This window comes from Acinetobacter lwoffii (assembly GCF_022967985.1).
GTDB lineage: Bacteria > Pseudomonadota > Gammaproteobacteria > Pseudomonadales > Moraxellaceae > Acinetobacter.
This window is the reverse complement of record NZ_JALJVC010000007.1, coordinates 1-23,514: the sequence shown is the minus strand read 5'-3', so window position 1 is coordinate 23,514 and position 23,514 is coordinate 1. Positions and strand designations below refer to the sequence as shown.

Annotated in this window: 26 protein-coding genes, 2 tRNA genes and 2 pseudogenes; 19 read left to right on the top strand and 11 right to left on the bottom strand. The window is 41.8% G+C overall.

Features of this window, described 5'->3' with window-relative positions; all coding sequences use genetic code 11:
- The first annotated feature begins 13 nt into the window (after positions 1–13).
- From lepB to MWG72_RS05785, 8 genes are read left to right on the top strand one after another with little or no spacing between them, the layout of a single operon-like run.
- A complete protein-coding gene (gene lepB / locus MWG72_RS05820; protein WP_247143434.1) occupies positions 14–841 on the top strand; it encodes a signal peptidase I in 828 nt (275 codons plus the stop codon).
- A gap of 23 nt (positions 842–864) precedes the next feature.
- Positions 865–1,236, top strand: coding sequence for a DUF4845 domain-containing protein (locus MWG72_RS05815; protein WP_243475045.1), 372 nt, complete (start codon positions 865–867; stop codon positions 1,234–1,236).
- Positions 1,208–1,906 carry a ribonuclease III gene (gene rnc, locus MWG72_RS05810; protein ID WP_004279062.1) on the top strand — a complete coding sequence of 233 codons (699 nt, stop codon included), beginning with the start codon at positions 1,208–1,210 and terminating at the stop codon, positions 1,904–1,906. Before MWG72_RS05815 ends, rnc begins: the two co-directional genes overlap by 29 nt.
- On the top strand, positions 1,906–2,934 hold the full coding sequence (gene era, locus MWG72_RS05805; RefSeq protein ID WP_004279061.1) for a GTPase Era: 1,029 nt from the start codon (positions 1,906–1,908) through the stop codon (positions 2,932–2,934). The genes rnc and era overlap by 1 nt, the downstream gene beginning before the upstream one ends.
- A 38-nt stretch (positions 2,935–2,972) precedes the next feature.
- Positions 2,973–3,170 carry an NF038104 family lipoprotein gene (locus MWG72_RS05800; RefSeq protein ID WP_005263469.1) on the top strand — a complete coding sequence of 66 codons (198 nt, stop codon included), beginning with the start codon at positions 2,973–2,975 and terminating at the stop codon, positions 3,168–3,170.
- An 11-nt stretch (positions 3,171–3,181) separates the two neighbouring features.
- Entirely contained in the window at positions 3,182–3,892 is a 711-nt protein-coding gene (recO, locus tag MWG72_RS05795; RefSeq protein WP_071852270.1) for a DNA repair protein RecO, read from the top strand.
- Between the two features lie 13 nt (positions 3,893–3,905).
- Positions 3,906–4,631, top strand: coding sequence for a pyridoxine 5'-phosphate synthase (gene pdxJ / locus MWG72_RS05790; protein WP_004645617.1), 726 nt, complete (start codon positions 3,906–3,908; stop codon positions 4,629–4,631).
- Between the two features lie 13 nt (positions 4,632–4,644).
- Complete coding sequence (locus MWG72_RS05785; RefSeq protein ID WP_005103794.1) at positions 4,645–5,298, top strand: MiaE family protein; 654 nt, start codon at positions 4,645–4,647, stop codon at positions 5,296–5,298.
- A 195-nt stretch (positions 5,299–5,493) separates the two neighbouring features.
- On the opposite strand, the gene MWG72_RS05780 is transcribed toward MWG72_RS05785, so the two are convergent.
- Positions 5,494–5,569 (bottom strand) — tRNA-Asn (locus MWG72_RS05780).
- Positions 5,570–5,805: 236 nt separating this feature from the next.
- On the opposite strand from MWG72_RS05780, the gene MWG72_RS05775 reads away from it, so the two are divergent.
- Positions 5,806–6,261, top strand: a complete 456-nt coding sequence (locus MWG72_RS05775; RefSeq protein WP_180086185.1) for a hypothetical protein — start codon at positions 5,806–5,808, stop codon at positions 6,259–6,261.
- Between the two features lie 35 nt (positions 6,262–6,296).
- Here MWG72_RS05775 and MWG72_RS05770 read toward each other — a convergent pair whose 3' ends face one another.
- A complete protein-coding gene (locus MWG72_RS05770) occupies positions 6,297–6,734 on the bottom strand; it encodes a PaaI family thioesterase (protein ID WP_247143433.1) in 438 nt (145 codons plus the stop codon).
- Positions 6,735–7,001: 267 nt separating this feature from the next.
- Here MWG72_RS05770 and MWG72_RS05765 point away from each other — a divergent pair, with 267 nt between their 5' ends.
- Positions 7,002–7,793 carry an MATE family efflux transporter gene (locus MWG72_RS05765; RefSeq protein ID WP_247143432.1) on the top strand — a complete coding sequence of 264 codons (792 nt, stop codon included), beginning with the start codon at positions 7,002–7,004 and terminating at the stop codon, positions 7,791–7,793.
- Positions 7,794–7,796: 3 nt separating this feature from the next.
- Positions 7,797–8,348, top strand: coding sequence for an MATE family efflux transporter (locus MWG72_RS05760; protein WP_247143431.1), 552 nt, complete (start codon positions 7,797–7,799; stop codon positions 8,346–8,348).
- Between the two features lie 63 nt (positions 8,349–8,411).
- Here the strand turns inward: MWG72_RS05760 and MWG72_RS05755 are convergent, their stop codons facing one another.
- Both MWG72_RS05755 and map read right to left on the bottom strand, forming a co-directional pair.
- The gene (locus MWG72_RS05755; protein WP_247143430.1) at positions 8,412–9,647 is read right to left on the bottom strand and encodes a pyridoxal phosphate-dependent aminotransferase; all 1,236 of its coding nucleotides are present in this window, start codon (positions 9,645–9,647) and stop codon (positions 8,412–8,414) included.
- 254 nt (positions 9,648–9,901) lie between these two features.
- A complete protein-coding gene (gene map / locus MWG72_RS05750) occupies positions 9,902–10,729 on the bottom strand; it encodes a type I methionyl aminopeptidase (protein WP_247143429.1) in 828 nt (275 codons plus the stop codon).
- Between the two features lie 207 nt (positions 10,730–10,936).
- Between map and rpsB the strand changes: the two genes are divergently transcribed.
- From rpsB to MWG72_RS05735, 3 genes are all read left to right on the top strand, one after another.
- Positions 10,937–11,683 carry a 30S ribosomal protein S2 gene (gene rpsB, locus MWG72_RS05745; RefSeq protein ID WP_004279050.1) on the top strand — a complete coding sequence of 249 codons (747 nt, stop codon included), beginning with the start codon at positions 10,937–10,939 and terminating at the stop codon, positions 11,681–11,683.
- A 142-nt stretch (positions 11,684–11,825) separates the two neighbouring features.
- Positions 11,826–12,701 carry a translation elongation factor Ts gene (gene tsf / locus MWG72_RS05740; protein ID WP_004279049.1) on the top strand — a complete coding sequence of 292 codons (876 nt, stop codon included), beginning with the start codon at positions 11,826–11,828 and terminating at the stop codon, positions 12,699–12,701.
- 145 nt (positions 12,702–12,846) lie between these two features.
- Positions 12,847–13,347 carry a DUF3465 domain-containing protein gene (locus MWG72_RS05735; RefSeq protein ID WP_153566586.1) on the top strand — a complete coding sequence of 167 codons (501 nt, stop codon included), beginning with the start codon at positions 12,847–12,849 and terminating at the stop codon, positions 13,345–13,347.
- 33 nt (positions 13,348–13,380) lie between these two features.
- Here the strand turns inward: MWG72_RS05735 and MWG72_RS05730 are convergent, their stop codons facing one another.
- The 7 genes from MWG72_RS05730 to MWG72_RS05700 form a co-directional block, all read right to left on the bottom strand.
- Positions 13,381–13,836, bottom strand: a complete 456-nt coding sequence (locus MWG72_RS05730) for an Mpo1 family 2-hydroxy fatty acid dioxygenase (RefSeq protein WP_044112162.1) — start codon at positions 13,834–13,836, stop codon at positions 13,381–13,383.
- Between the two features lie 241 nt (positions 13,837–14,077).
- On the bottom strand, positions 14,078–14,692 hold the full coding sequence (locus tag MWG72_RS05725) for a septal ring lytic transglycosylase RlpA family protein (RefSeq protein ID WP_004279046.1): 615 nt from the start codon (positions 14,690–14,692) through the stop codon (positions 14,078–14,080).
- A gap of 288 nt (positions 14,693–14,980) precedes the next feature.
- Complete coding sequence (gene mltB, locus MWG72_RS05720; RefSeq protein ID WP_153566585.1) at positions 14,981–15,982, bottom strand: lytic murein transglycosylase B; 1,002 nt, start codon at positions 15,980–15,982, stop codon at positions 14,981–14,983.
- A gap of 303 nt (positions 15,983–16,285) precedes the next feature.
- Positions 16,286–16,939, bottom strand: a complete 654-nt coding sequence (locus MWG72_RS05715; RefSeq protein WP_004645603.1) for a hypothetical protein — start codon at positions 16,937–16,939, stop codon at positions 16,286–16,288.
- 19 nt (positions 16,940–16,958) lie between these two features.
- The gene (gene queF, locus MWG72_RS05710) at positions 16,959–17,774 is read right to left on the bottom strand and encodes an NADPH-dependent 7-cyano-7-deazaguanine reductase QueF (protein WP_004645602.1); all 816 of its coding nucleotides are present in this window, start codon (positions 17,772–17,774) and stop codon (positions 16,959–16,961) included.
- Positions 17,774–18,547, bottom strand: a complete 774-nt coding sequence (locus MWG72_RS05705) for an ABC transporter permease (RefSeq protein ID WP_004279041.1) — start codon at positions 18,545–18,547, stop codon at positions 17,774–17,776. Before MWG72_RS05705 ends, queF begins: the two co-directional genes overlap by 1 nt.
- On the bottom strand, positions 18,544–19,479 hold the full coding sequence (locus MWG72_RS05700; RefSeq protein WP_247143428.1) for an ABC transporter ATP-binding protein: 936 nt from the start codon (positions 19,477–19,479) through the stop codon (positions 18,544–18,546). Before MWG72_RS05700 ends, MWG72_RS05705 begins: the two co-directional genes overlap by 4 nt.
- Before the next feature lie 190 nt (positions 19,480–19,669).
- Between MWG72_RS05700 and MWG72_RS05695 the strand changes: the two genes are divergently transcribed.
- From MWG72_RS05695 to MWG72_RS05675, 5 genes and pseudogenes are all read left to right on the top strand, one after another.
- Positions 19,670–19,745 (top strand) — tRNA-Arg (locus MWG72_RS05695).
- Between the two features lie 162 nt (positions 19,746–19,907).
- Positions 19,908–21,134, top strand: a complete 1,227-nt coding sequence (locus MWG72_RS05690; protein ID WP_247143427.1) for a tyrosine-type recombinase/integrase — start codon at positions 19,908–19,910, stop codon at positions 21,132–21,134.
- Positions 21,135–21,336: 202 nt separating this feature from the next.
- Positions 21,337–21,670 (top strand): annotated as a pseudogene (locus tag MWG72_RS05685) (Arm DNA-binding domain-containing protein); the annotation flags it as partial.
- Positions 21,671–21,741: 71 nt separating this feature from the next.
- A protein-coding gene (locus MWG72_RS05680) for an IS5 family transposase (protein ID WP_420908502.1) occupies positions 21,742–22,493 on the top strand; the annotation gives its coding sequence in 2 pieces (ribosomal slippage) (positions 21,742–21,976 and positions 21,976–22,493; 753 coding nt in all).
- Between the two features lie 24 nt (positions 22,494–22,517).
- A pseudogene (locus MWG72_RS05675) lies at positions 22,518–23,303 on the top strand (tyrosine-type recombinase/integrase); the annotation flags it as partial.
- Positions 23,304–23,514: the final 211 nt, after the last annotated feature.

The window sequence follows — 23,514 nt, the reverse complement described above, 5'->3', positions numbered from 1 at the left end:
AGGATATAAGCCCATGGATTTTGATTTTAATTTGATTCTTGTGCCTGCGACCCTGTTTTTTGTCGCAGTGTGGTTGCTAGACAAGTTTGTTTTGAAACAAAGACAAACCCGAGGCAAGGGCCATGAGAATTTCATTATCACCTGGGCTTATGACTTTTGGCCGGTACTGACCATTGTGCTGGTACTGCGTTCATTTTTATATGAACCTTTTAATATTCCATCCGATTCGATGGTGCCGACGCTGGAAACCGGCGATTTTATTCTGGTGAATAAATTTGACTATGGCATCAAACTGCCTATGGTCAATACCAAAATTATTGATACCGGCAGTCCGGAACGTGGTGATGTGGCAGTGTTCCGTTATCCACCGCAACCGACCATCAGTTATATCAAGCGTATTGTCGGCTTGCCAGGCGATCATATTGTTTATGATCATGGCCAGTTGAGCATTAATGGTGAAAAAGTAGCGAAAGTTCCAGTAGAATTTAGCCGCGGAAAAGACCGTTTAGATACTCCAAATGCCATTTATCATAAAGAAACCTTGGGTGAGCATACCTTTACCATGCGTGAGCTGGAAGGCGTGAATGTCGCTCGTCAGGCACCTTTTATTAACTACTTGGAAAATGGTAAATATTCAGGTGAAAATGGTTTATATTGGGAAGTGAAAGTACCAGAAGGTCATTACTTTGCGATGGGGGATAATCGCGATCAGAGTGCTGACAGTCGTTTCTGGGGGCTTGTTCCGGAAGAAAACTTAACAGGTCGTGCCTTCTATATCTGGATGCATAAAGAACCTGGCTTTAAATTGCCATCGTTTGGTCGAAACGGAACAATCGATTAATTGTTTCAATCAGGAAAATAAAAATGAGACATCAACAAGGTGCTTCTTATATTGGGGTTTTAATTGCAATCGTGGGCTTTGCATTTCTTGCAAAAGTGGCGATTGCGGTGTGGGGACCATACTTCGATGATCGTATGGTCGATGGTGAGATTGAGGCGCTGTTAAAAAATGCTCCAGCCAATATAACGCCAGAAACATTCCGTCAACAGATGAGTCAGCGTTTAGAAATGAATAATATTCGTGATCTGAAGTTTGATGAAATTGCCAAAGTCACCAATACCGATGGTTTACAGGTGCACAAGAATTATGAAATTCGTAAAAATTTCATAATGAATATCGATTTAGTGATGAAGTTTGAGAAAGAGTTTGATCAAAGCACAGTCAAAGCTAAATGATGAACGTCTTGCCAAACGGATCGGCTATCAGTTTAAACAGGCTGATTTGCTGAAACTGGCATTGACTCATCGTTCAGTCAGTCATAAACACAACTACGAGCGCCTGGAATTTCTGGGCGATTCTCTTTTAGGGATGATCATTGCGAATTATCTTTTTAATGCCTATCCAAGTGAAAATGAAGGCCGGTTGACGCGTATGCGTGCAACCCTGGTTCGTCAGGAAGCATTAGGAAAAATCGCCAATGATTTAAAACTGAGCCAGAATTTAATTCTCAGTACCGGTGAATTGAAATCTGGTGGTCATCATCGTGAGTCTATACTGGCAGATACAGTAGAAGCCATTATTGGCGCAATCTATGTCGACTGCGGTGATCTCACTGTGCTAGAACCGATTGTGTTAAAATGGTACGAACCCTATTTAGATCATATTGAGCCCACAGATCAGCTTAAAGATCCTAAATCTCGCTTACAAGAGTATTTACAAGCACGTAAGAAACCTCTCCCAGTTTACGAGGTTGTAGATATTCAAGGTGATGCACCCAATCAGCATTTTAAAGTGGAATGCCAGATTGCGGGATTGCCGACTATGCAAGGCGAAGGCGCGAGTCGACGTTTTGCTGAACAAGCCGTTGCGGCGGATATTTTGAAACTTTTGGAGCATAAGTCTTAATGACTACTCATTCCGATCACATTGATGCTGATCACGAGTCGCAAAGCGACAGTCACGACCTTATTAGTCAATTTTTTAGCGCACAAGGCACCGAAATCCCATCGGATTATCGCAGTGGTTTTGTTGCCATTGTAGGTCGCCCGAATGTGGGTAAATCTACCTTAATGAACCATATTCTGGGTCAGAAACTTTCGATTACTTCACGTAAACCGCAAACCACACGTCATAAAATCGTGGGGATTGATTCACGTGAAAAATCTCAGGCAGTATTTGTTGATACACCTGGGATGCATAAAAAAGAAGTCCGTGCCATCAATAAAATGATGAACCGTGCGGCACATTCGGCTTTGCGTGATGTGAACCTGGTTTTATTCGTAGTGGATGCACAAAAGTGGACGCCAAACGATGACCTGGTTCTGGAAAAGCTAAAAAATGCTGAAATGCCAGTCATTCTGGTGATTAACAAGCTGGATACTTTTGAAAACAAGAACGAAGCTCTGCCGCTGATTCGTGAACGCGAAAAGCTGATGAACTTTGCAGAAATCGTACCGGTATCTGCGCTTCGTGGTGCCAATCTTGAACATTTGCGTGACACGATTGCCAAGTATCTTCCATTCCAGCCACCACTGTACTCGCTGGATCAACTAACCGATCGTTCAGAGCGTTTCCTGGCATCTGAAATTATCCGTGAAAAGATCATGCGCCAACTGGGTGAAGAGCTTCCATACGATTTGACCGTTCAGATCGAATCCTTCAAAACTGAAGAACCGGTCTTGAATGAAAAAACCGGTCGTATGAAGGCAGCCTGTACGTATATTGATGCCACGATTTTTGTCGATCGTCCGAGCCAAAAAGCCATTGTGATTGGTGAAAAAGGTGTCAAACTGAAAAAAATCGGTATGGATGCGCGTCTCGACATGGAAAAAATGTTCGAGCAAAAAATCATGCTAACCCTTTGGGTGAAAGTCAAAGGTGGTTGGTCTGATGATGAGCGTGCATTAAAAAGCTTAGGTTATAGTGATATCTAAGCGATAAAAATTTGTAAGACCCTTTAAGGAATGCCGTGATGATAAAAGTGTTAGCAGTAGTTGTATGTGTTTTATTCCTGCAAGGCTGTATTCATAAAGTGGTCACGGTTCCTGTCAAGGTGGCTTATAAAACCACAAAAGTCGCAGTCAAAGGTACTGCGGCTGTTGTGGGTGCAGTGATCCCGGATGGGGATGACGAAGAAGATGATAAAAAATCAAAAAAAGATAAGGATTAAAGTACCCGCTTATGCGTAATGAAGTACTGCATGGCTATTTGATTCATCATCGTAAGTACCGTGAACGCAGTCATATTGTGCATTTATTTACCCAAGAATATGGCAGGGTAGATGGTATTCTCAGGCAAATGCCACCACCACAGTATCAGCCCATTCGCTTGCAGGCTTCAGGTAAATCCGAACTCAAAAATTTTACTAAACTGGAAATTGTCAATCAGCCGATTTTCTTTTTTGGCGATGCCTTTTTCTCAGGTTTTTATCTGAATGAAATCCTGTTGCGGTTATGTCCTTTAGAAGTCGAAATGCCGCAAACTTTTGCCAAATATGCTGAGACCTTAACTGCATTACAGCAATTATCCGTACAATCTAATCCAAATTTATATTTAAAACAGATCTTGCGCCAGTTTGAGTATGTTTTGCTGGAAGAACTCGGTTATGGTCTGGATTTTTCGGTAGATGCCAATCAGGCGCAGATTGATCCACAACAGCACTATTATTTTCAGCTCAATGCCGGCTTTATGCCATCGGCCAAAGCCTTACGCTCCACCCTATCTGGTCAACAGATTTTAAGCATGTTGACGCATGAAAATGGTGGGGATTTTAATCCGGAACAGTTACAATTACTGACGAAACTGTATCGACAGGTGATCACGGCCTTGCTTGGTGATCGACCATTAAAAAGTCGACAACTCTGGATTCAAAACTCTCAATCTCAATCGTAGTTAGGAAAAGATTATGGCTGCATTACTTGGTGTCAATATTGACCATGTCGCAACATTAAGACAAGCACGTGGTACGACGTACCCAGACCCAGTCAATGCTGCATTGATCTGCGAACAGGCAGGGGCAGAAGGCATTACCTTGCACTTGCGTGAAGACCGTCGCCACATTCAGGATGACGATGTGCGTCGTATGCGTCCTGCGTTAAAAACCCGTATGAACCTTGAGTTGGCGGTAACAGATGAAATGATCGCCTTTGCCAAGGAAATCAAGCCTCAGCATGTTTGCTTTGTTCCTGAAAAACGTCAGGAAGTGACCACTGAAGGTGGTCTGGATGTCGTGGGTAATTTTGATGCTGTAAAAGCCGCGACTCAAGAGCTGGAAGCCATTGGTTGTGATGTATCTTTATTTATTGATGCCGATTTTGCACAAATTGATGCAGCAGTTGCTTGTGGTGCACCGACGATTGAGATTCACACAGGCGCCTATGCCGATGCAGAAACTCCAGAAGCGCAACAAGCGGAACTGGAACGCATTGTGAAAGGTGCTGAATATGCTGCATCTAAAGGTTTGGTGGTGAATGCAGGTCATGGCTTAAATCTGGATAACGTAACGCCAATTGCTGCGATTCCACAGATTCATGAGCTGAATATTGGCCATTCTTTAATTGCAGATGCAGTATTTGTTGGCCTAGCACAAGCCGTTCAGCAAATGAAAGCCGTGATTAAGTCAGCGCGTTAAGATCAGAGTCGTTATGTCGAATATTAATTATGATGAACTGATGCTGCCGGTGATTGCGTTCCTCGGTTGTGAAACACCGCAAGCATGGCTGGATATGGCAGTCGAAAATCTTGAAATCTTGATGCAGGATCATGCCAACTGTGAAAAAAAAGCAGCCAGCACGGCCATGAACCTGATGTTCCGCTATAGCTATTTTGTTGACCTACAGGTAAAGCTTGCACAGCTGGTGCGTGAAGAAATGCTGCATTATGAGCAAGTACTTGAATTGATGAACAAGCGCGGTCAGGCTTGGCAGAACTTGAGTGCAGGGCGTTATGCTGGTGGTTTGCGTAAGGAAATCCGCACTTTTGAGCCTGAAGCCTTGATTGATGTCTTGGTGATTGGTGCCTTTGTGGAAGCACGTTCCTGTGAGCGTTTCTACGCACTTGCTTCGCGTGTTGATGATGAGTTAGCACGTTACTACCGCTACCTGCTCAAGTCCGAATCTCGCCATTTTGAAGACTATCTGGCTTTGGCGATGGATGTGGCTACCACAGCGAAACTGAAAAATCCGAAAGAGGATATTCAGGAGCGAATCCTGCATATTCGTGAAGTTGAAAAACAGCTAATTCTCACGCCTGATGAAACTTTCCGTTTTCATAGCGGTGTTCCGGCTCAAGCGGCTTAATCTCGGTGACAGCTTAAAAATCCTCCATCTATGGGGGATTTTTTATATCTCGAAATTTTAAAAGAGGGGTATTTATATATCGAGTTTTATGAGGGATTGAAAATAATTATTTATTTTAAATATTTGAAAATAACAAGCCGTCAAATTTTAAGTAATAAAAAAGCCCACTTCATTATGAGTGGGCTTTCTTGAATTTGGCTCTCCAACCTGGGCTCGAACCAGGGACCTGCGGATTAACAGTCCGTCGCTCTACCGACTGAGCTATTGGAGAATCTGAAAGCGATTATAGAGAGATTTTGACAGGGGTCAAGCAAAAATTATCATATTTATTATAAATACAGCCTGTCTGTTTTTAATTTAGGCAATTGCATAAATTTCACGAAAAATACTTGTCAGAATAAATTTCACTTGCTAGATTAAAACCATAAAGTCGTTTGACCAAATGGTCAAACAGTGTGGATTTAAACCTACTTGCCAGCACAAAAATGGCTAAACCGGAGACAGCGAATGAATACGCTCAGCATCCCTCAAATTTTCTCTCAACTGGCTTATTATCAAGAAAACTATCTGCAAATTATTGCTGATCCTGCACAGTATTATATCCCGGTTAAAGACGCTTATATCACGCTATGGCCCTTGGCGCAAAAATCACTTTATTTAGGTGATTTGCTGCAATTATGGTTTGCAGAAAAATGGTTGGTAGAAACTGAACGTCAATTTAACTTTGAAGTTTTCCTGAATGCAGACTATCTGAAAGAGCAAGACAAAGATCTTTATATCTATGCCATTTCTGGGAATCTTTTGACGGGAACCAATCAGTCTAAAGCGTGGCAAGCCTCAATAACACAAACACAAGATGTGGAATTAGCCAATGTTTCCAAGCATTATTTTGAGTTTCAAGGCTTAACTCGACCACGCTTGTCATTTGTTGAAGCGGGGCAGGCGAAAAGCAGTATTATTTAAATGAATTACCTGATGAGTTGTGCAGGCTAGCAATTTCATTCAGTCCGAATAATCATACAGGTCGCAGTGGCATGGGCATACAGGCGACCTTCTTGATCCAGAATCTGACCTTCAGAAATACCTAAATTTTTACTGAGATTAATTGATTTTCCTACGGCTTTCAGTGGCTCATTCTGAGGTATAGGGCGGCACATCTTTACATTCAGATCAATGGTGCCATAACCGACACCTGCTTCAAGTAAAGTATGAATCGCGCAGCCTGTCACGGTATCCAAAACGGTTGCAGCAAAACCACCATGGACGCCGCCAAGCGGATTTAAATGTCGATGATCAGCTTTGACCTTAAATTCTACATGTCCGCTTTCAATCACTGCTGGTTGCATCGACATGGTTTCGCTAATACTTGGGGCCGGGATTTTTTCATCACGCATCGCTTCCAGTAATGCTAAACCGCTCATTTCTTTTGGGTTCATTGTACTTTTCCTTTCATTATTCTTGAGTTATTGAGGTTTAATTCAAAATTGTGACATCGATAATAGCAATCTGGTATAGGAATGGCGGATTATTTTGTAAGAAGTGCATTGCCTGCACCTGAGTAAAATCATTTTTATAAAAAATAAGAAATAGAATAATTTATTGCACGATACTGGTATACATTTCTAATGAAATATCTCAGATCTAAATAATCTGCCAAAAAAAACGAATCTTATAAAAGAATTAAAAAATCGAGTGATAGGGTGATGAAACAGTTTCTGCATCTTTGGGTGCCTATTTTTCTCAGTAATGCCATTATTATGCTAAGTGGTTTGTTCGACGTGATTTTTCTATCACATTTTTCACCTCAGCATGTGGCTGCATTGGCAGTCTGTTTGTCTGTTTATTCTTTGTGCTTTGTGACGGGTATTGGGGTGTTACAGGGCATGATGCAAGAGCTGGCAGAAGCCAATGGACGTCAGGATTATGCGGACATCCAACGTATCCTGAAGCAAAGTATTTTGATTGTACTGGTGATTTCTGCTGTTGCGATGTACTTGTTTAATCATGCGACTCCTTTACTTTATTTTTTAAAGGCAGGTGCGGCCTTACAGGCATTGATTGTGCCATGTCTGTGGCTGTTGGCTTGGACGATTCCAGCGCATTTATTGTTGCGTATTTTATATATTTTCACCCAAGCCTGTGGGCAGGCTAAGCGTGTGTTTTACGCCAATATGATCTATTTACTGCTCAAAGTGGCTTTGGCTTATGTCTTGATTTATGGCATTGAGGGTTATGTTACAAGCTATGGGGTTGAAGGTGCATTCATGGCACATTTAATTGTGCAGTGGGTACTGTTGTTTGTTTACTATTTTTTCTTCCTTGAGCAGAAGTTAAAGATCCAGTGGTCTGGTGTTTTCTTTCACTGGCAGACTTTGTTGAAAATTTTAAAAATTGGATTGCCCAATGCGGTGGTGACTTTTGTGGATGTATTTGCCATCAGCGCGATTGCTTTGCTGATCTTGCCTTTGGGTGACATTGTAGTGAATGCACATTAGGTGATGCTTGGTTTATTGGGCCTGATGTTTATGTTGCCGATGTCGATGGCATCCGCCTTCGGTATTTTGGTGTCGACTAAAATCGGTGCGGAGCAGATTGATGCTGCATGGCAACTCAGTAAGCGGGCACTGATGGCTGTGATGCTAATAGCTATCGTTGTCGTGTTGACTATTTGGGGCTTAGATAGTTGGATTGTGGGGTTATTTAGCAATGATGCGCAGGTGATTGCATTAGCCTTGGCATTGATCTTGTTAATGTGTTGGATGCATATCTTTGATGCGCTACTGGTGATTAGTTTGGCAATGCTACGTTGCTGGCGTGAAATTGTCAGACCAATGTTTATTTTTATCAGTACGGTGTTGGTCGTGGGCTTAGGGGGTAGTTGGTATGTGGCGTATCATCCAATGACACTGTTCAATTGGCAAAGCAATGCATTGGGGATTCATGGTTTTTGGTGGATGTTGAGTATTGCGTACACGATTGCAGCAAGTCTATGTTTTGTTTGTTTACTCATGAAATACTTGAGCTATAAGCGAATACGGCTCACTGTTTAATACATGTTGAAGAACATAAAAAAACCCGCGAAATTCGCGGGTTTTTTTATCTAGCAAGCTAGATTATTTTTCAGCTTTTTCAGCTTCGATTGAAGCAATCGCAGCATCAACGCCTTCGATAGAATCAGCAGCTTTTTTGATACGTGCAAGTGCATCAACAAGTACTTCGTCAGCCGTTGCGTAAGAGATACGCATGAAACCGCCAAGACCGAATGCATCACCAGGAACCACTGCAACACCAGTTTCTTCCAGTAACCATGCAGAGAATTCTGTGCAAGATTTAAGACCTTTGGCACGAATCAACGGTTTGATGTTGGCATATGCATAGAATGCGCCATCAGCAGGCAAGCAAGAAATACCGTGAATATCATTCAAGCCTTTCACAACTAGGTCATGACGACGTTTGAATGCTTCAATCATTGGTTCAAGAACGTCTTGAGGACCATTCAATGCAGCTTCAGCAGCAACTTGCGAAATAGAAGTTGGGTTAGAAGTTGATTGAGACTGGATCTTTTTCATTGCACCAATCAGTTTAGCAGGGCCCGCTGCGTAGCCGATACGCCAGCCAGTCATTGCGTAAGCTTTAGACACACCGTTTAACACAATCGTGCGGTCATAAAGGTCTGGTGCAACTGTTGCGATGTTGTAGAACTCGTCATCCCAACGGATTGGTTCGTACATGTCATCAGATGCGATATACACTTCTGGGTATTTACGAAGTACGTCAGCCAGCGCTTCAAGCTCAGCTTTAGTGTAGATCATACCTGTAGGGTTAGATGGGCTGTTCAATACCACTAGACGTGTTTTGTCCGTGATTGCAGCTTCTAATTGTTCAGGGGTGATTTTGAAACGTTGTTCTTCACCACATTTCACAATAACTGGTACGCCTTCAGCGATGATCACCATGTCCGGGTAGCTTACCCAGAAAGGTGCAGGAATAATCACTTCATCACCTTTGTTTAACAAAGCAAGTGCCAAGTTAAAGAATGATTGCTTACCACCACAAGAAACCAGAATCTGGTTTGCTGCATAGTCTAGGTTATTGTCGCGTTTGAATTTAGCAATAATGGCTTTTTTAAGACCTGGCGTACCGTCAACAGCGGTGTATTTGGTGAAACCGTTGTTAATCGCTGCAATTGCTGCATCTTTGATGTGTTGAGGGGTATCAAAATCTGGTTCACCTGCGCCCAAACCAATCACGTTATGACCTGCAGCTTTTAATTCAGCAGCTTTGTTAGTCACAGCAAGCGTAGGGGACGGTTTGATGGCATTCACACGATCAGAGAGACGTACGTCCACGGCAGTATTCCTTCTTATAGGGATTAAAAAATAAAAAGCACATTATCTTAGCCTAAAATGGTGCAGATAGGGCAAAAGAATTTGGAAAACTTTAAGGAAAAAATGGTGTATTGACCGAACTTTATCTTGAATTTCGATGCGCTGGGAGCAGGCGAGGAGAGACTTGTTACATCTCGGTCATGCATATTGATGCATGAAATATAAAATAAAAATGGCCACTTTAAAGTGACCATTTTGTGTTGTTGATGTTGTGGTTACGCACTAAAGCGTGACAAATCTTCGTCCGGGCGTGCTGTTAAAATTTCCGCGCCGGTTTTAGTCACCAGAATTGTATGTTCATATTGTGCCGACAATGAGTGATCTTTGGTGACCACTGTCCATTTATCACCGAGTAATTTGGTTTTCCAGTCGCCGCCATTGACCATTGGCTCAATGGTAAAAGTCATGCCTTCTTCTAAAATCATCCCGGTATCTGGCTGGCCGTAATGCAATACTTGTGGTTCGTCATGGAAAGTCGTGCCAATTCCATGACCACAATATTCACGTACCACACCAAAACGTTCAGATTCGACATATTTTTGAATCACGTGGCCAATATCGCCAATGGTTGACCCTGGTTTTACAGTTTCAATACCCCGGTACATGGCTTCTTGCGCTACTTTACATAGACGGTTAGCAAGAATAGATGTTTCACCACCGACGATGTACATCATGTTGGTATCACCATGATAGCCATCTTTAATCACAGTGACATCGATATTCAGAATGTCACCTTTTTTCAACTTTTTGCTATCCGATGGAATGCCGTGACACACCACATGATTCACAGAAGTGCAAATCACATGCTGGAAAGCAGGCCGACCTGGTGCTGCACCATAACCTAAGCAGGCTGGAATGGCTTGTTGTTGGTTAACAATATAGTCATGACAAATCGTATCAAGTTCTAGCGTAGTAACACCTGGAACAATATGCGGTTTGATCATATCCAATACTTCTGCCGCCAGTCGCCCTGCCACACGCATTTTTTCAATTTCGTCAGGGGTTTTGATAAGTCGACGTGGCGCTTGGTAAGTGTTGTTCATGATCTCTAAAAACTTTTGGAAATTTGTGTGTGACTATGGTATAAATAGCCGCCCATTTTATCAAATGCTTTTTCGTGAATAAATTTCACGGGCTTTGTGCGATGAGGCAAAAAAATCCGCACATATATCGACACATTACTCTGGGTGCCCTTTAGGGTGGAGAATGCGGGTATATGGAGGCCTAACCCAAACTTTAAGGTAAAGAAAATGGCAGATTACAACGTAAGCATGCGCGACCTTCTTCAAGCTGGCGCGCACTTTGGTCACCAAACTCGTTTCTGGAATCCAAAGATGCGTGATTACATCTTTGGTGCGCGTAACAAAATTCACATCATCAACCTTGAGCACACTGTTCCTGCGTTAAATGATGCTTTGAACTTTGCTAACAACTTGGCTAGCAAAAAGAACAAAGTTTTGTTCGTTGGTACTAAACGTGCAGCTTCTGCGATCATCCGTGAACAAGCTCAACGCGCTGGTCAACCATATGTAGATCACCGCTGGTTAGGTGGTATGTTGACGAACTGGAAAACACTTCGCCAATCTATCAACCGTTTAAAAGACCTTCAAACTCAATCTCAAGACGGTACTTTCGCTAAGCTGACTAAACGTGAAGCTCTAGAGCGTACTCGTGAGATGGAAAAACTTGAGCGTGGCTTAGGCGGCGTTAAAAACATGGGTGGTTTACCTGACGCATTATTCGTAATCGACGTTGATCACGAAGCGATTGCAATCAAAGAAGCGAAGAACCTTGGTATTCCTGTAATCGGTATCGTTGATACAAACTCTAACCCAGACAACGTAGACTATGTTATCCCGGGTAACGATGATGCGATCCGTGCAGTAACACTTTATGCTTCTGCTATGGCTGATGCGATTCTTGCTGGTAAAGAATATGCTCAATCACAAGCAAATGCACAAGCTAAAGCAGAAGAAGCTCCAGCTTCTGAGGCTTAATGCGTTTGACGCTAGCTTGTCATTTTTGCGACATGTGATGGTGGCAAAGTAAGCGTTATGTATGCAGGCGGCCCATGAGAACTCCTCTGGGCCGTTTCTGTTCTAAAAAGAATTCATTTTCTACCGAATTTAGGAGATAAACATGACTGCAGTTACAGCAAGCATGGTTAAAGAATTGCGCGATCGTACTGGTCTTGCAATGATGGAATGTAAAAAAGCTTTGACAGAAGCGGGCGGCGACGTTGAACTGGCGATCGACAACCTACGTAAATCTGGTCAAGCTAAAGCTGCTAAAAAAGCAGGTAACATTGCTGCTGACGGCGCGATCACAATTGCTCAAGACGGCAACAAAGCACTTCTTCTAGAAGTTAACTGTCAAACTGACTTCGTTGCAAAAGACGAAAACTTTGCTGGTTTCTCTGCGAAAGTTGCTGCTGCTGCACTTGCTGCAAACGTAACTGATCCTGCTCAAATCGCTGAATTGAAACTAGAAGATGGTGCAACTGTTGAAGAAGCGCGTATCGCTCTTGTTCAAAAGATCGGTGAAAACATCCAAGTACGTCGTGCGAAAATTGTTGAAGGCGAAAACCTTGCAGTTTACAAACACGGTCTTAAAATCGGTGTTGTTGTTTCTTACACTGGTGATGAAGCTACAGGTAAAGGCTTGGCAATGCACGTTGCTGCGTTCAACCCAGTTGCTGTAAATGCTGAAGGCGTTTCTGCTGAGCTTATCGCGAAAGAGAAAGAAATTGCTGAAGCGAAAGCACTTGAATCTGGCAAGCCAGCAAATATCGTTGAGAAGATGGTTGTAGGTTCTGTTGAGAAATACTTGAATGAAGTTGTGCTTGAGCGTCAAATGTACGTAATCGACAACGATAAGAAAGTTGCAGACGTTCTTAAAGCAACTGGTACTACAGTTGCAAACTTCGTTCGTTTCGAAGTTGGTGAAGGCATTGAGAAAAAAGCAGAAATGAGCTTCGCTGAAGAAGTTGCTGCTGCTCAAGCTGCTGCAAAATAATTCCTTAGGAATTAGAAAAAGCCCTATCTGATTGATGGGGCTTTTTTATGTTGATTTATTCTTCATCAGCAATTCAAGAATAGGATTTGGGTTTGGTGATAGAGCTCAGATCATGTATTCATCATTTAATAAAAAAGTTATAAAAATGCCAAATAAAACCAATCTGAGCATCGGTGCAGTCATTGCACTGTTGATTGCTGCTTATCTGGGCCTGGATCTACAACAATCCCAACCACTTATTCCATCCGCATCTGATACTACAACTGAAACGCTTGATTCAGAGCCTAACTTAGTACCGTCTCAAAAGACTGATGATCTGGATCGAATTGCACGGGCGTTTCAACATCGCCAGAGTGATCTACAGGTCCGTTCAAGCGGGCAGGTGGTTGCTGTTTTACCAGATGATCATGAAGGATCGCGTCATCAAAAGTTCATCCTCGAGTTACCAAATGGCCAAACTGTACTGGTTGCACATAATATCGATCTAGCGCCGCGTATTCAGAATATTCAAAAACAGGATCAGGTCGAGTTTTATGGAGAATATGAATACAGTGACAAGGGCGGGGTGATTCACTGGACGCATCATGACCCTGCGCGAAAACATGTCGATGGCTGGTTAAAACATCAAGGAAGAACCTATCAATAAGGTTCTTCCAATTGGATAAATCGAATATAGCGTTTAAACGCTCATAATTGCGCTGCTATGGCGTGATTTCCAGTTCGGTAGGATTTTACCTAAATATGCATCCATGCACCAAATTGGGCCAATGAGGAGGAATTGGAGGTCTTTGAAGAATGAAGGCTTTTTGCCTTCCACTTTGTGCCCATAAAATTGGCCAATCCAAGCCAAGACAAACAGAGCAATAAAGAATCCGGTACCGACTGGTAGAATCCAGATGAGCCAGGCCATTACTAAAGTTAATACAGCCATCGCTACTGCCAAAACAAGATCCAGGCGTGCATAGAAGATAAAAGCCAAAACCAGTAGCAGGGTAGTCAGCAAAGCGCTGAAATGTGCCAGAATGCCAATAATCGAAAAATAGATGGTTGGTACGCAGACCCAGTGAATCAGCTTGTTGGTTTTATTTTGATGGCTGTCACTATATTCATCAAACCATTTAGATATTGTTTTCATTCTTCGCTCCATTCCATGAACATGTTTTGCTTATCTGGAAATATAAAGCAGAATCCGGATATGGTCAAAAGTTAATCATGCAGGTGAAGGGATTTTATTAGGCAGGATGAGCCTACCAAAATTTTCTTGAAAGAACTTTAAGATAGGGCTGAGCAGGAGCGTTTATATTCTTCTAGAAAATGAGCACAATAAAAAAAGCCACATTGCTGTGGCTTTTGTTAAATGTGTTGCAGGTCAAATCTTAAGAATTTGGGCCAGCGACACGTTCAATACTGACTTTTGCAGTACCGGCACTGGTAATACCTAACTGTTTCGCAGCACCGTAAGATAAATCAACAACACGGTTACCATGGAAAGGACCGCGGTCATTTACTTTAACCACGACGCTCTTGCCGTTATTGCGGTTAGTTACACGAATATAGCAGTTCAATGGCAGGCTACGATGAGCAGCAGTCATTGCGTTCATATCAAAGGTTTCACCGCTTGCAGTTTTACGGCCGTGGAATTGACGACCATACCAAGACGCTGTACCTGTCTGACTGAATTTACGTACAGTATTAGAAGCCACTGTATTCAGTTTTTCAATCACTGAAGGCTCTTCTGCAGGAAGTTCAATTTTCGCTGCAATGGTTTCACGGCGAACTTTATCGCCAGAACGCTCAGTGATTGAAAGGCTGTTCAAATTTGTGAAATTTGAATTGAAGCTTTGAGCTTCTTTATTGAGTACTCGCGTTGCAAGACGCGAATTGTCATTTTCATTGGTGAATGAAGATGACGGAACCATATCTGCCTGTGATTGCGTCAGCGTGACGATCGTGGCAATGGCCATAAAAGACTTCAAAATTGAAGAATGCATCGAATCAACTCCTAACAGCATATCTATTGGTTGTTCATAAATGGCTGAAAAACCATATAAACATGCCTGATATTTAACTTATGCAACTACATTTAACGAAATGGATAATATTCATGCCGACAATACCCTGTCTAGTGTTTAATTAAAATAGTTAAAAAAAGAACGCAAAATAAACAATTATTGATTAAAAAATAATCAATATTGTAACATTATATTAAAATTGCTTAAAATACGTACAAATTAACCTATAAAAATGTTGACTTTCATAATTTATATTAATTTTCAGTGTTAACGGCTGGTAATTTCGGTACCTAATAGCCACAAAGCAGTAGCATACATACGGCTACGATTATAAGTGGTAATCACTTGAAAATTTGGATAAGTGATGTAGTAAATCGAGCCATAATTCTCTTGTAATTGAATTACATTGACCAGATCCAGATCGTCAATTTTTACGATTGGATTCATTGGGCTGATGCCTTGCGTTTTTAACACACCATAAGGCATAGGTTGAGTCAGATCTTTGGCAATCACGGCATCGGGATTTGAACCGGTATAACGTGCCGGAAAGGCAATCGGCTGATTACGCTGCCAGCCATGCTGTGCCAGATAGTTGGCAATCGAGCCAATCGCATCTACCGCTGAGTTACGCAGGTCAATATGACCATTGCCATCGTAGTCCACGCCGAATTTGGGAATGTTGCTCGGCATAAACTGCGGATAGCCAACAGCGCCAGCATAAGAACCCACCACAGAAGAGGTGGCAACACCATCTCTATATGACCAGGCAATTAAAGCAGCCAGTTCATCCTGAAAATACTGGGCACGACGTTCATAGCCAAACCCTAAGGTTGCTAGGGCATCACGAGTGACAAAAGAACCCTTGTTGCTGCCAAAACCGGTTTCTACACCTAAAATGCCCAGAATGATCGATTGCGGCACACCAAACTGCTGTTCAGCACGGTTAAGCGTTTCTGCATATTGCTGTTTAAAGCGTACGCCGCGCTGAATGGTAGATTCAGCCAGGAAGTTAGTCTTATACGAATACCAAGGCTTACTTTCACCTGGGCGATTCATGATATTGATGATATTAGGCAAATTACGCGTACCGTTCATGGCGGAATCTACTTGTTGGGCGCTCAGCCCATAGCGCTGCATGGCGTTTTGCTTAAAAACGGCATAAGAGGGGTGATATTGGAAATCGTTGGCCAGACTCAAACTGCTGAGACCGAATGCGGTAAGTGCGATTGAAAGCTGCTTAAACTTTTTATAAAAATCCGATTTCAACATCTTGCTACGATTTCCAGTTTTTTTGATGAGTTGCTGGCGATGTCATTTGAATCATGCCATGAAAAAGATTGATAAATTTTTTCAATCGTGGGGTTAAAGTGCCAGATTAAAGATAACATTCGGATGAATAAGAGACCTAGCCGCTTATACAAAAATAGCGATGGATTGGCTATTTTTACGGCAGTCTGTCTTATAGAGCCGCTTATCTGTAACAAGCTATTTCACTGATCATAAAAAAGCCTGACCGAAGTCAGGCTAATTCCTCAAGATTTGTAGAAAATCTTGAAACCATGCTATCCAAAACTATTCTGTATAGAACAAAGTATCGTGATATTCAGCCATGGCACGCAGCTCATCTTTATTCAAATTCAGAATAATTTTATCTGCTGCCATATTGATGGCCTTGATCACTGCAGATGCACCAATATCTGCTGCCTTGCGTTTGATCATGCCAAGATCCAGGGTTTTATTAAAGTCGACCATAAAATGTCGGACTGTCGCTTCACCAAATTGCTTGTACAGGTTACTGAACGCTTGTTTATCGATACTCTGACCGGCTTTAAGTTCCGCATAATGATGTTTTAAATTAGTTACCAGATTGGCATCTAGTGACTCACCAATGCGGAAATGCCCTTCAGGATCTTTAAACAGACTGCGCTCAGAGAATGCAATCGACTCTCTGACTACGTCATTTGGTGCTTTACTCAATAACTGTTTCAGCAAAACTGCAACAGTCGACTTGATATAGCCAGCCAGTTTTTCCGCAGTATCGCGTTTATCACTGGCAGGGAAGCGACGCACCAGCTCGGTGAGAATCGCATCAATAATTTCATCATTAATCATCAATGCGGTTTTATCACGCAATGGGTAAAGCGGCTCACTTGAATTTTTGTTTTTTTGTGCAGTCTGAATTGTATTTAAAAGCTCTGCAGAAGGAATAAACCCAAAAAATGGCATTGTTCAACCTCAATGTTTTTTATTGTCGCGCTAAACGAATAGGGCGAGGCATCCATGTTAAATCCGATACACGGCAAGGGTTGATATCCAATCCACCACGGCGTGTATAGGTTGCGTAGACCATCAGCTTTTCCGGTTTCAGTTGCTGCCAGATATCGGCAAACATCTGCTCCACACATTGTTCGTGGAACCCATTGTGCTGACGGTAGGAAATAATATAAGCTAAAATACTCTTATAACAAGGTTTTTTACCTTGATAACGTATAAAAACTGTTCCCCAGTCCGGCTGGCCAGTGACTGGGCAGTTACTTCTGAGTAAATGTGAATACAGCTGGATTTCACCTTCTGCTGCATCATCCGAATCCAAAGCCAATAAACTGGCATCTGGATGATTTTCTAGGCGCTCAGGTGTCAGCTCGTCAATGCAGATGCCTTCCGGCTTGCTGATCTCTAATTCATCGACCTGAAACAATTGCAGTTTAACTTCAGCTTCAGCCGCAGCAGATAAATCTTTTTGGACCGTCGTGATAAAGGCATCTTGAGATTCAAACTTGGCAAAATTCAGGCTATTGAAATACAGTTTTAAGGATTTGGATTCAATCAGATTCGGCGAAGACGCTGGCAAGCTAATGCGGCCAATAGCCACTTGCGGCACACCGGTTGAATTTAACCAGGAAATTTCAAATACATGCCACCAGTCTGCACCTTGCTGAATCGCTTCGACATGTGCGTATTGTTCACGGGCAGGCGCGCGCGAAATCGGAAACAGAACATCAGGCTGATATTCTGTCGGGTAATTGGTGTCTTTACCAAGGAGAGATTGTTCTACACTCATTATTCACGCATTCCTGAACCACGGGAGAGTAAATGATAGGCCACTGCATACAGCACGGCGCAACACAAGGTAATCACTGTCAGTGAAATGGCAACATTGACATCGCTATGTCCTAAAATGCCATAGCGGAACGCATTGACCATATACACGACAGGATTAATTAAAGATAAATTTTGCCAGAATGGGCTTAAGCTCGAAATAGCATAAAACACACCCCCTAAATAGGTCAGTGGCGTTAACACAAAAGTCGGGATGATCGAGATATCATCGAAAGATTTGGCATAGACGGCATTGATAAAACCACCCAAGGAAAACAGCAGGGAAGTAATCAAGACTGTATATATAGTCACAAACCAGTTGGTGATGTATAAATCGGCAAAAAATAAGCTCACTGCACTGACAATGATCGCAACCAGTATCCCACGAATCACACCGCCCAATACATGACCCCATAAAATGGCATGCATCGGTACCGGACTCATGATCAGTTCTTCAATACTTTTCTGGAATTTTGAGCTGAAGAAGCTAGACGAGACGTTGGCATAGCTGTTGGTGATCACGGCCATCATAATCAGACCGGGCACAATGAACTCCATATAACTATAGCCGCCCATTTCTCCAATGCGTGAGCCGACCAGATTACCAAAAATCACAAAGTACAGGCTCATGGTAATTGCAGGTGGCAACAGGGTCTGTGGCCAGATGCGCATAAAGCGACGGACTTCTTTATAGATAATGGTATATAAAGCTACGCTGAGTTGATTAATGTTCATTGCGCAGCTCCATCCAGATTTTTCTCGACCATTTTCACAAAAAGTTCTTCCAGACGATTGGATTTATTGCGCATACTGCGTACCTGAATATTCTGTGATTCCAGTAACTGGAACAGATCATTCATGCTATGCGCCTTGTCCATGGTAATTTCTAAGGTCATCGGATCGATCAGGTTAAATCGCACGCCGATGATATCCAGATGCAAAGGTTCAATCGGTTCGGCCAGATCAAAAATAAACGATTCTTCATTGAGCTGACTTAGGAAGCTCTTCATGGTGGTGTCTTCTTTAATCACACCGCGATCGATAATCGCAATGCGGCGACACAGCATTTCCGCTTCTTCTAGATAATGCGTGGTCAGAATGATAGAGGTGCCTTTTTCATTCATCTCGTTTAAAAATTCCCACATCGAACGACGCAACTCGATATCAACGCCTGCCGTCGGTTCATCCAGAATTAGCAGTTTCGGTTCGTGCATCATGGCGCGCGCAATCATCAGGCGACGTTTCATCCCGCCGGATAACATGCGGGCCTGAGTGGAACGTTTTTCCCATAAACCCAGTTTGGTCAGATAAAGCTCCGCCCGTTCCTGTGCAATTTTTTTAGGAATGCCGTAATAGCCTGCCTGAGTCACCAAAATATCAAAGGTTTTTTCAAACTGGGCAAAGTTGAATTCCTGAGGCACTACGCCTAGGCACTGTTTGGCCTGAGAGGGGTGGGTATCCAGATTATGACCAAAAATTTCGACTGTACCGGAGGTTTTTTTTGTTAATGAGCTGATAATACCGATGGTAGTAGATTTTCCTGCGCCATTAGGACCCAATAGCGCATAAAATTCACCTTCTGGTACATTTAAGTTAATTCCTTTCAATGCCTGAAAGCCATTGCGATAGGTCTTTGACACATCCCTTAAGATCAGTGCATCAGTCATGAATATCTCAAATGGTGAAAAGTTGAGATATTGTGAGTGATCTCGCAAAATAAGCCAAGTGATTCACGTGCAATTCTGTGTTGCTGTTTTGGAACATTGTATAAAGCTTAAGCATAAAAATGATGAAGTTAGAGATAGTTGCTTTACCTTATGCTTTTTTTTGTTATGATGTGCGCGATCCAAAAAAGATGCGCTCATAGCTCAACTGGATAGAGTACAGGTCTCCGAAGCCTGTGGCGTGGGTTCGAGTCCCGCTGAGCGCACCATTTCCTCGTTTGATCACATCCGATTTAATCCTAATATTATTAAAAATTAATAACTTACGTAACTGGGTTGTCCGATACTATCCAAAGGCGTTTTAGGATACCGTAATCTTTTACGGTATTTTTTACGGTACATTCCATTTCTGACAAAAATATACCGTAAAAATGCCTAAATTAGTTATCAGTCTGACTGACTCAAAAATTAAGTCTGCAATATCAATACAAAAGAAATCATTTGAAAAGAATATTAAGCTTTCAGATGGTGGTGGTCTTTATCTATTGTTAGATAGAAAAGGTGGGGCATATTGGCGTTTTGATTATATTCGCCCAATCTCTAAGAAAAGAGCCACTATAGCTATCGGTATTTATCCAAGTTGTACATTGGCCAGAGCTCGCGCAAAACGAAGTGAGTTTAGAGAACTGCTTGCGCAGAATATTGACCCAGCAATTCAAAAGCAAGATAAACAGTCCCAATGTCGAAATAATAGTTTTAGATCAGTAGCAGATGAATACCGTAAGACAGAAGAGCTGGAACCAAGTACACAACGTCGGAATCAGTTTATCTGGGATAAGCTTTATGTTGCTATTGGTGAGTTCCCCATTGATTCGATAACAGCCACTCAAATTTTGGAAGTATGCCGTCTTTATGAAAGACAAGGTAAGACTGACTCAGCAAAGCGAATGAGAAGTAAAGCATCTCAGGTGTTTCGGTATGCGATTGCTTTGGGTTTATGTCAATTTAACGTTGCTGACCAAATTAGCGGTATTTTGAAGGTGGGTAAAACTAAGCATCGAGCGGCTATTACTGATAAGCAAAAGCTAGGACAACTATTAAAGAATATCAATACACATGCAGGTCGTGGGGATATTGCTATTGATTATGCAGTCAAAATCTTACCCCATGTATTTGTGCGTCCTGGAGAATTACGTGCAGCAAAATGGGCAGATATCGATTTTAAAAATAGAACATGGAGTTATACACCGCCTAAGACCAAAAATCAGACAGCCCTACAACATATTGTTCCTTTGTCTGATCAAGTCTTGAAGCTGTTCCAAGAATTGTATTGCATTACTGGATATACCGAATATTGTTTTGTGTCTATGCGAGATAAAACGAAAACCATCAGTGAATCAACTATTAATAAACGATTGAAACAATATGGTTTTAAAAATGGTGAGACAACAGGGCATGGCTTTAGAGCTACGGCAAGAACTTTATTAGATGAAGTTCTAAAATTTCCTATTGAACGTATAGAACAACAACTTGCACATCAGGTTCGCGATATGCATGGTCGAGCGTACAACCGTACTAAGTACTTAGAAGAACGTACAGTGATGATGCAATCATGGTCTGATTATTTGGATCAATTAATGTATAAAAATGTAGAGTAATTAATTTAATACATATTAGTAAATTGTAGTTTCAGTTAAGTTGCCGCCGCCCCACCAAAATTCTTTCCGAAGTAATCCATCTGAATCTAAAAAAGCTTTTAAACTCAATGTTTAAAGGCTTTTTTATTGGCTGCATTGCCGACCCTATTCTAAGCTGTTTGACCCTATTTTTGCTTTAGGGGGTCAAAATTGGGACAAAGATATGTCGCTTACCGATGTGCTGTGTAAAAAAGCACTACCCCTGGAAAATACAGTACCGCCTTTCTGATATTAATGGTCTGTCTTTACGAATCGATCCGAATGGCAAAAAATATTGGTCTCTCAGATATGCGGAAAATGGACAAAGGAAGTCCAAGGCATTAGGTATCTACCCTGAGCTAAGTTTAAAGCGTGCAAGGGAGATCGCGCTTGATCTGAGATATAAACTCAAAAATACAACTGAGGTTGAGCAAGAGCAGCCTTATTTTAAGGAAGTCGCAGAGAATTGGTTCAATAATCAAAAAGAAACCTGGTCATCCAAACATATTAGGCGTGTCCTCATTTGAAGAATTGGTTTTAAATACGTAAAATCCCCCCTTTAAGCTCTTTTCATTTCTATATTTTTCCAATGGCACGCACTCTTCTCACTGATGATATCTGGCAGCAAATTCAAGATACTATGCGATTACACGGTTGTTACTGTTCAAAGAATAGTAGAAATATCATGGAAGCGGTCTTATGGAAACTGCGTACAGGCGCCACATGGCGTGATATTCCCCAGGAATTTTGTCCTTGGCAAACTGCTTACAATCGCTTTAATCGTTGGGCAAGCAAGGGATTGTGGGATAAATTTTTTTTAGATTACGAGGCATCTTGGATCAAGAATGGGTATTCATTGACGGAAGCTACATACGCGTGCATCAACATGCAAGTGGAGCTCGGCATGGTTTCGAAAGAGCAATTGGACAATCACGCGGTGGACGAACAACAAAAATACATCTTGCAACCGACGCGAATGGATTACCGATTGATTTTAAAATCACTGAGGGTGACGTCCACGACAGTCAAGTTGCAAAACAACTGATTGATACGGTAGACGAGGCAACTTATCTCATTGCTGATAAGGGGTATGATGCTGAGCACATTAGAATATATGCCAAGAACAAAAATATGATTCCCATTATTCCATTGAGATCAAACAGTAAGAGATCGAATGAGGAATTTGATAAATATCTATATAAATTAAGACACTTAGTTGAAAATGCATTTTCGAGATTAAAACATTTCCGTGCTATTGCAACTCGATTTGATAAACTGGCACGCAATTATAAATCTATGATTCGTATAGCCTGTATATTTATTTGGTGCAAAGCCAAATGAGGACACACCCTAGTAATGTACGCGCTTTATATGGCTCTTGCTAATAAGCATATTAATCAAATTCAGGCACCTGAGATTCTACAGATCATTAAGAAGATCGAAGCTAGAGGCTCGCTTGAAATTGTAAAACGTACCTTGTCTCGTTGCGGCATGGTCATGAAGTATGCAATTGCACATGGCTATCGTTATGATAATCCAGCAAGTGATCTGGTTTATGCTCTCAAGAACAAATGAGTTAAAAACCTGGCTTCGCTTACTGCCTCTGAAATGCCTGAATTTTTAAGAAAAGTAAGAGCATACCCAAGTGATGCTCAGACACATCATGCCATTATTCTGATTATGCTGACAGGTGTTTGGGTTAGTGAGTTGCTACAAGCACGCTGGGAAGAATTTGATCTGGAAGGGTGTAAGTGGGATACCCCTGAAGAGCGTATGAAGAACCGTCTTCAGCATCCTGTACCGTTGACGGATATGATGATTACTGAGTTAAAGGCTTTGAGGCTTACTCATAATCAGGAACTGTTATTTCCACATCGTTTGAATAACAAAGAATCAATGCGTAGTGAGTCTATTTGGGTTGTGATCAAGCGTTCGGGCTATGCAGGTCGGATGACCACACATGGTTTTAGATCTCTATTCAGTACTATCGTAAATGAATCGAATCTGTTTAATCCAGATGCCATTGAGCGCCAGCTTGCCCATTTACCTCAAAATAGAATTCGCTCGGCCTATAATCGAGCACAGTACTGGGATGGGAGAGTAAGGTTGATGGAGTGGTATGGGGAAAAGGTCAAAGAGTGGATGCGCTAATTAACTGATACTCAATTGAAGACCATGCTTTTAGGCATGGTTTTTTTATGTCTATAAAAAATACAGTATTTTCACTTACGCAATTAATTACAAGGAGACTTTTGCGTGAGCATATTTTAGTAAGAACTATAAAGAGGCGAATTATTTAACTGGGAATCGATAGTTTAAAACATGGGAATTTAATTAAAAATATATGGGAATTAATGGTTTA

Coding starts and splice junctions, on each gene's coding strand:
- lepB (WP_247143434.1), top strand. CDS start 14: ATGGATTTTGATTTTAATTTGATTCTTGTGCCTGCGACCCTGTTTTTT.
- MWG72_RS05815 (WP_243475045.1), top strand. CDS start 865: ATGAGACATCAACAAGGTGCTTCTTATATTGGGGTTTTAATTGCAATC.
- era (WP_004279061.1), top strand. CDS start 1,906: ATGACTACTCATTCCGATCACATTGATGCTGATCACGAGTCGCAAAGC.
- MWG72_RS05800 (WP_005263469.1), top strand. CDS start 2,973: ATGATAAAAGTGTTAGCAGTAGTTGTATGTGTTTTATTCCTGCAAGGC.
- recO (WP_071852270.1), top strand. CDS start 3,182: ATGCGTAATGAAGTACTGCATGGCTATTTGATTCATCATCGTAAGTAC.
- pdxJ (WP_004645617.1), top strand. CDS start 3,906: ATGGCTGCATTACTTGGTGTCAATATTGACCATGTCGCAACATTAAGA.
- MWG72_RS05785 (WP_005103794.1), top strand. CDS start 4,645: ATGTCGAATATTAATTATGATGAACTGATGCTGCCGGTGATTGCGTTC.
- MWG72_RS05775 (WP_180086185.1), top strand. CDS start 5,806: ATGAATACGCTCAGCATCCCTCAAATTTTCTCTCAACTGGCTTATTAT.
- MWG72_RS05770 (WP_247143433.1), bottom strand. CDS start 6,734: ATGAACCCAAAAGAAATGAGCGGTTTAGCATTACTGGAAGCGATGCGT.
- MWG72_RS05765 (WP_247143432.1), top strand. CDS start 7,002: ATGAAACAGTTTCTGCATCTTTGGGTGCCTATTTTTCTCAGTAATGCC.
- MWG72_RS05760 (WP_247143431.1), top strand. CDS start 7,797: ATGCTTGGTTTATTGGGCCTGATGTTTATGTTGCCGATGTCGATGGCA.
- map (WP_247143429.1), bottom strand. CDS start 10,729: ATGAACAACACTTACCAAGCGCCACGTCGACTTATCAAAACCCCTGAC.
- rpsB (WP_004279050.1), top strand. CDS start 10,937: ATGGCAGATTACAACGTAAGCATGCGCGACCTTCTTCAAGCTGGCGCG.
- tsf (WP_004279049.1), top strand. CDS start 11,826: ATGACTGCAGTTACAGCAAGCATGGTTAAAGAATTGCGCGATCGTACT.
- MWG72_RS05735 (WP_153566586.1), top strand. CDS start 12,847: ATGCCAAATAAAACCAATCTGAGCATCGGTGCAGTCATTGCACTGTTG.
- MWG72_RS05730 (WP_044112162.1), bottom strand. CDS start 13,836: ATGAAAACAATATCTAAATGGTTTGATGAATATAGTGACAGCCATCAA.
- MWG72_RS05725 (WP_004279046.1), bottom strand. CDS start 14,692: ATGCATTCTTCAATTTTGAAGTCTTTTATGGCCATTGCCACGATCGTC.
- mltB (WP_153566585.1), bottom strand. CDS start 15,982: ATGTTGAAATCGGATTTTTATAAAAAGTTTAAGCAGCTTTCAATCGCA.
- MWG72_RS05715 (WP_004645603.1), bottom strand. CDS start 16,939: ATGCCATTTTTTGGGTTTATTCCTTCTGCAGAGCTTTTAAATACAATT.
- queF (WP_004645602.1), bottom strand. CDS start 17,774: ATGAGTGTAGAACAATCTCTCCTTGGTAAAGACACCAATTACCCGACA.
- MWG72_RS05705 (WP_004279041.1), bottom strand. CDS start 18,547: ATGAACATTAATCAACTCAGCGTAGCTTTATATACCATTATCTATAAA.
- MWG72_RS05700 (WP_247143428.1), bottom strand. CDS start 19,479: ATGACTGATGCACTGATCTTAAGGGATGTGTCAAAGACCTATCGCAAT.
- MWG72_RS05690 (WP_247143427.1), top strand. CDS start 19,908: ATGCCTAAATTAGTTATCAGTCTGACTGACTCAAAAATTAAGTCTGCA.